Genomic DNA, 6,115 nt, shown 5'->3' on the forward strand with positions numbered 1-6,115 from the left:
TGCACCAGTGCGGTCTGCCCAAGCTGATGGCGCTGGAGCTGTTCAAGCCCTTCATTTTTGCGCGGCTGGAAGCCATGGGCATTGCCACCACCATCAAGGCGGCCAAGAAAGAAGTTGAAACCGGCACGCCGGTGGTCTGGGACATCCTGGAAGAGGTCATCAAGGAGCATCCGGTCATGCTCAACCGGGCACCTACGCTGCACCGTTTGGGCATCCAGGCCTTTGAGCCAATTTTGATCGAAGGCAAAGCCATTCAACTGCACCCGCTGGTCTGCGCTGCGTTCAACGCCGACTTCGACGGTGACCAGATGGCCGTTCACGTGCCCTTGTCGGTTGAAGCCCAAATGGAATGCCGCACCCTGATGCTGGCCTCCAACAACGTGCTGTTCCCGTCCAACGGCGAGCCCTCCATCGTGCCGTCGCAAGACGTGGTGCTGGGCCTGTACTACACCACCCGTGATCGCATCAATGGCAAGGGCGAAGGCCTGGTGTTTGCCGACACCGGCGAAGTGCAGCGCGCCTTTGACGCAGGCGAGGTCGAGATGAGCTCGCGCATCAGCGTGCGCCTGACCGAATACACCAAGGACAAGGTCACTGGCGAGTTCATGCCCAGCATCAGCCTGGTCGAAACCTCGGTCGGCCGTGCCCTGCTGTCAGAAATCCTGCCCAAGGGCCTGCCCTTTGCCTTCATCAACAAGGCCCTGAAGAAAAAGGAAATTTCGCGCCTCATCAATGCTTCATTCCGCAAGTGCGGCCTGAAAGAGACCGTGGTGTTTGCCGACAAGCTGCTGCAATACGGCTTCCGGCTGGCCACGCGCGCCGGTATTTCGATCTCGATCGAAGACATGCTGGTGCCCACCGAAAAGCCGGGCGTCATCGAGCGCGCCGAAGCCGAAGTGAAAGAAATCGCCACCCAGTACACCTCGGGTCTGGTGACCGCCGGTGAACGCTACAACAAGGTGGTGGACATCTGGGGCAAGGCCGGTGACGAAGTCTCCAAGGTGATGATGGGTCGGCTCTCCAAAGAAACCGTGATTGACCGCCACGGCAACCCGGTGCCGCAAGAGTCGTTCAACTCCATCTACATGATGGCCGACTCCGGCGCCCGCGGTTCCCCGGCGCAGATTCGCCAGGTGGCCGGCATGCGCGGTTTGATGGCCAAGCCTGACGGCTCGATCATCGAGACCCCCATTACCGCCAACTTCCGCGAAGGCCTGAACGTGCTGGAATACTTTATTTCCACCCACGGCGCGCGCAAGGGTCTGGCTGACACGGCGCTCAAAACCGCCAACTCGGGTTACCTGACGCGCCGTCTGGTTGATGTGACGCAAGACCTGGTGGTGACCGAACAAGACTGCGGCACCCACGCCGGCTACCTGATGCGCGCCATTGTCGAAGGCGGGGAAACCATCGAATCATTGCGTGACCGCATTCTGGGTCGCACCGCTGCCGAAGACATCCTGCACCCCGAGAACCGGTCGGTACTGGCCCCGGCCGGCACCATGCTCGATGAAGACACGATCGATGAGCTGGAAGTGGCCGGTGTCGATGAAGTCAAGGTGCGCACCGCGCTCACCTGCGAGACGCGCTTTGGCATTTGCGCCCGTTGCTACGGTCGCGACCTCGGCCGTGGTGGTCTGGTCAACGGCGGCGAGGCTGTGGGTGTGATTGCCGCGCAGTCGATTGGCGAGCCCGGTACCCAGTTGACCATGCGGACCTTCCACATCGGTGGTGCGGCATCGCGTGCCGCGATCGCTTCCAGCGTCGAAGCCAAGTCCAACGGCAACATCGGCTTTAACAGCACCATGCGCTATGTCACCAACGGCAAGGGCGAACTGGTGGTGATTTCGCGCTCCGGCGAGATCGTCATTCACGACGAACACGGCCGTGAACGCGAGCGCCATAAAGTCCCTTATGGTGCCATCCTGACCATCAAGGCCGACCAGGCCGTCAAGGCCGGCACCATTTTGGCCAACTGGGATCCGCTGACGCGCCCCATCATCACCGAGTACGCCGGCCAGGCCCGCTTTGAGAACGTCGAAGAAGGCCTGACCGTGGCCAAGCAGGTCGATGAAGTCACCGGCTTGAGCACGCTGGTGGTGATCGACCCGAAACGCCGCGGCTCGGCCAAGGTGGTGCGCCCACAAGTCAAGCTGATCGACGCCACCGGCAACGAGGTCAAGATCCCCGGCACCGACCATGCGGTGACGATCGGTTTCCCGATTGGCGCGCTGGTGCAGGTGCGTGACGGGCAGGACGTGGGCCCTGGCGAAGTGCTGGCCCGGATTCCGGTCGAGGGTCAAAAAACCCGCGACATTACCGGCGGTTTGCCGCGTGTGGCCGAGCTCTTTGAAGCCCGCTCGCCCAAAGACAAGGGCGTGTTGGCCGAGGCGACCGGCACCATTTCTTTCGGCAAGGAAACCAAAGGCAAGATTCGCCTGCAGATCACCGACCTCGAAGGCAAGGTCTGGGAAGAGTTGGTGCCCAAGGAAAAGAACATGCTGGTGCACGAAGGCCAGATCGTCAACAAAGGCGAAGTGGTGGTGGACGGCCCGGCCGACCCGCAAGACATCCTGCGCCTGCTGGGCGCCGAAGAGCTGGCGCGCTACATCGTTGACGAGGTGCAGGACGTGTACCGCCTGCAGGGCGTGAAGATCAACGACAAGCACATTGAGGTGATCGTGCGCCAGATGCTGCGCCGTGTGGTGGTCGAGGCCGCGGGAGACTCCAGCTACATCAATGGTGAGCAGGTGGAACGCTCGGAAATACTCAACACCAACGACGCCTTGCGCGCCGATGGCAAGATTCCAGCCACCTTCACCAACTTGCTGCTGGGCATTACCAAAGCATCACTGTCCACCGACAGCTTCATCAGCGCGGCTTCCTTCCAGGAAACCACCCGTGTGCTGACCGAAGCCTCCATCATGGGCAAGCGCGATGGTCTGCGCGGCCTGAAGGAAAACGTGATTGTGGGTCGTTTGATTCCGGCTGGTACCGGCCTGGCGTACCACGAAGCCCGCAAGGTGCGTGAAAACATGGACGACGCCGAGCGCCGCGCCATTGCCGAAACCGAAGCCGCCGAACTGGCGCTGGCCAGCGAGCAGGACCAGGATGAAAGCGCCGAAGTCAAGTAATTGACGCTCAATCAAAAAACGCCTCACGCCCTGCTTTCAAGGGTCTGAGGCGTTTTTTCATACTGAATCATGAACACGCATTCCCAGATTCCCCTTTGGCGGCAATTGCAGGCCAGCGCCAGGGTGTTGCAGGCGATTCTCGGCGGCGCGTCCGGCACGGCGGCTATCGGTGCTGTGGATGCAGCGCTGCGCCCTGGCGTGCAGGCGCTCAGCTTTGCGGTGCTGCGCTCGCTAGGGCGGGCCCAGGCTTTGCGCCGCCTGCTGGCGCCGCGCAAGCCATCGGCCCAGGTGGATGCCTTGCTGTGCAGCGCGCTGGCCTTGTTGTCGCAGGACTCAGATGCGCCTTATGACGCGTTTACCCTGGTCAATCAGACCGTCGAAGCCGCCAAGAAAACGCCAACACTGAGGCAACAGGCTGGTTTTATCAACGCCTGTTTGCGACGTTTTTTGCGCGAGCAGGCTGATTTATTGGCGCAAACGGCCCACGACCCGGTGGCGCGCTGGAACCACCCGGCCTGGTGGCTGGCCCGGATGCAGGTTGAGTGGCCGGCACAATGGCAGGCCATTCTGCAGGCCAACAACGCCCAGGCGCCGATGGTGTTGCGCGTCAACACCCGGCGCATCAGCCTGGCTGACTACCTCGAAAAGCTCCAGGCTGCGGGCCTGGCTGCCCAGCCGTTGGGGCTGGCGGGTGTGGTGTTGCAGCACGCCAGCGCGGTGCAGCAGATACCGGGCTTTGCCGACGGACTGGTGTCGGTGCAGGACAGCGCCGCGCAGTGGGCCGCGCCCCTGCTGTTGACCGGCCTGCGCGGCCAGGCGCCGCTGCAGGTGCTTGACGCCTGCGCCGCACCGGGCGGCAAAACGGCGCATTTGCTGGAGTTTGCCAACGTGGCGGTCACCGCGCTCGACATCGATGCCGAGCGTTGCCAGCGCGTTCACGACAACCTGCAGCGCCTTGGCCTGAATGCCCGGGTTGTCGCCGCTGATGCGGCTGATCTGCCGTCGTGGTGGCAGGGTCAGCCCTTTGATGCGATTTTGCTCGACGCCCCTTGTTCGGGCTCCGGCGTGGTGCGCCGTCACCCCGACATCCGCTGGCTGCGCCGCGCCACCGATGTGGCACAACTCGCCAAACAGCAAGCCCGCCTGCTGGCGGTGTTATGGCCCCTGCTCAAACCCGGTGGCCGCTTGCTGTATGCCACCTGTTCGGTGTTTCGCGCCGAGGGCCAAGATCAAATCGAGGCGTTCCTTGGCAACAACAATAACGCCACTTTATTGCCCTCGCCCGGGCATTTGTTACCAGGTCAGGTCGCGCAATGGCCGGGTGTCGATGACAATCCAAACCGTGAGCATGATGGTTTTTATTACGCGCTGCTGGAAAAGTCCGCTGCCTAGTTTGCTGCTGGGCTGGCTGGCTGCGGCTGTGCTGGGCTTCAGCGTGGCGCAGGCGCAGGCGCAGGCGCAGGCACCGTCTTCCGACGCACAGCAACTGTTGCGCCTGGAGCGTGCCGATGACGCGCTCTGGCTTTCCACTCAGCTTGACTTTGAGTTGTCGCCCGCGGTGATCGATGCGCTGCACAAAGGCATCCCAATCTATTTTGTGGCCGAAGCCGACGTGTTGCGCGAGCGTTGGTACTGGACCAACAAAAAAGTGGCCACAGCCAGGCGCCAGTTTCGTCTGGCCTACCAACCCCTGACGCGCCAATGGCGGCTCAATATTGTCTCCGGCCAGGTCGTCGAAGCTGAGCTGGGCCTGTCGTTGAACCAGAATTTTGACTCCTGGAGCGAGGCGCTCAACACCGTGCGCCGCATCTCCAGGTGGAAGATTGCCGATGCGGCCGAGCTCGCGCCTGATGCGCGGCACCTTGTCGATTTCCGTTTCTGGCTCGATCTGGCCCAACTGCCCCGGCCCCTGCAGATAGGCACACTGGGCCAATCGGACTGGTCTGTGGCGTTAAGCCAAGAGCAGGTCCTTGACGCCGAGGTGACCCAATGAGGCCGTCGCCAAGAGCCGCCGTCCAGACTGAAAAACATTCCAGAACGGTGCGCTGGTTGCTCGGGCTGGGTTTGGTCGTGATGGTGGCCATTGGCCTGATTCTGCTGTTTTTGTTGACCCAGGCCACCACCAACCGCGACCTTTACGAGCAAAACTATGCCCGTCTTTTTGCCGTCAACGTGGTGGTGGCGGTGCTGCTGCTGCTGGTCATCAGCTGGATCGCGGTGCGTCTGGTTCGGCGCCTGGTGCAGAAAAAATTCGGCAGCCGCTTGCTGGTCAAGTTGGCTGCCATCTTCGCCCTGGCCGGCTTTGCGCCGGGCGTACTGATCTATGTCGTGTCGTACCAGTTCGTCACGCGCTCCATCGAGAGCTGGTTCGATGTCAAGGTGGAAAGCGCGCTCGATGCCGGCCTGAATCTGGGTCGTACCACGCTGGAGACCTTGTCAGCTGATCTGGCTGGCAAGGCCCGCGCCGGTGCCGTCGGGCTGTCGGACACGCCCGATGTCAGCGCCGCCCTGCCGCTCGAGCGCACGCGCGATGCCATGGCCGCAGACGATCTGATTTTGTGGGGTACCTCTGGCCGCCTGATCGCGGCGGCCGGTCAGTCACGCTACCAGCTCAATCCCGAGCTGCCCAGTGCACAGCAGTTTCGGGCGGCGCGCGAGCAGCGCGTCATCACCTGGATCGAGGGGCTGGACGATGCCGTGCTGGGCAGCGCAGCGCAGGCCCGCATCAAAGCCCTGGCCCTCGTCATCAGCAATGAGCTGGGCACGTTCAATGAGCCGCGCTATTTGCTGGCCATCAAGGCGCTGCCCGACACCCTGGTGGCCAATGCCCTGGCGGTGACCCAGGCCAACCGTGAATACCAGGAGCGCGCGCTGGCCCGCAACGGCTTGCGCCGCATGTACATCGGCACGCTCACGCTCAGCTTGTTCATGGCGGTTTTTGGCGCGGTGCTGCTGGCCGTGGTGATTGGCAACCAGCTGGC

3 protein-coding genes and 1 pseudogene are annotated in these 6,115 nt (G+C 62.5%); all 4 read left to right on the forward strand.

Going from position 1 to position 6,115, the window contains the following annotated elements; all coding sequences use genetic code 11:
* Positions 1-3,134: DNA-directed RNA polymerase subunit beta' (gene rpoC / locus IBX54_RS11660; protein WP_296542825.1), on the forward strand; the 3,134-nt coding region annotated here is incomplete at its 5' end.
* 69 nt (positions 3,135-3,203) lie between these two features.
* Positions 3,204-4,526, forward strand: coding sequence for a 16S rRNA (cytosine(967)-C(5))-methyltransferase RsmB (gene rsmB, locus IBX54_RS11665; RefSeq protein ID WP_296542826.1), 1,323 nt, complete (start codon positions 3,204-3,206; stop codon positions 4,524-4,526).
* A complete protein-coding gene (locus tag IBX54_RS11670; protein ID WP_296542827.1) occupies positions 4,483-5,127 on the forward strand; it encodes a DUF4390 domain-containing protein in 645 nt (214 codons plus the stop codon). Before rsmB ends, IBX54_RS11670 begins: the two co-directional genes overlap by 44 nt.
* Positions 5,124-6,115 (forward strand): annotated as a pseudogene (locus IBX54_RS11675) (PAS domain-containing sensor histidine kinase); the annotation flags it as partial. The gene IBX54_RS11670 and the pseudogene IBX54_RS11675, both read left to right, overlap by 4 nt.

Origin of the sequence: Rhodoferax sp., assembly GCF_014859475.1 — a bacterium.
Lineage (GTDB): Bacteria > Pseudomonadota > Gammaproteobacteria > Burkholderiales > Burkholderiaceae_C > Rhodoferax.

Bases quoted from the DNA above. Each gene is read 5' to 3' on its own strand.
- rsmB (WP_296542826.1), top strand. From the start codon at position 3,204: ATGAACACGCATTCCCAGATTCCCCTTTGGCGGCAATTGCAGGCCAGC.
- IBX54_RS11670 (WP_296542827.1), top strand. From the start codon at position 4,483: ATGATGGTTTTTATTACGCGCTGCTGGAAAAGTCCGCTGCCTAGTTTG.